Consider the following 385-nt stretch of genomic DNA (forward strand, 5'->3'; position numbering starts at 1 on the left):
GACGGTGCGGCCGCCTTCGCGGATGGCGAAGCGCAGCTTCTCTTCCATCGCGATCGGCACGATCAGCGTCACGTCGACCGTGATGTTGTCGCCCGGCATCACCATCTCCGTGCCTTCCGGCAGCGTCACGATGCCCGTCACGTCCGTCGTGCGGAAGTAGAACTGCGGACGGTAGTTGGTGAAGAACGGCGTGTGACGGCCACCCTCCTCCTTCGTCAGGATGTAGGCTTCAGCCTTGAACTTCGTGTGCGGCTTCACCGTGCCCGGCTTGCACAGCACCTGGCCGCGCTCCACGTCCTCACGGCCAACGCCGCGGATCAGCGCGCCGATGTTGTCGCCAGCCTGGCCCTGGTCGAGCAGCTTGCGGAACATCTCGACGCCGGTA

At 65.2% G+C, this 385-nt stretch carries 1 protein-coding gene; it reads right to left on the reverse strand.

Annotated features, from left to right (window positions below):
• On the reverse strand, window positions 1–385 hold a 385-nt coding region (locus tag FY036_RS00055; protein WP_328593089.1), incomplete at both ends, for an EF-Tu C-terminal domain-related protein.

Source organism: Neoaquamicrobium microcysteis (assembly GCF_008180155.1).
In the GTDB taxonomy this organism is placed as follows: domain Bacteria; phylum Pseudomonadota; class Alphaproteobacteria; order Rhizobiales; family Rhizobiaceae; genus Aerobium; species Aerobium microcysteis.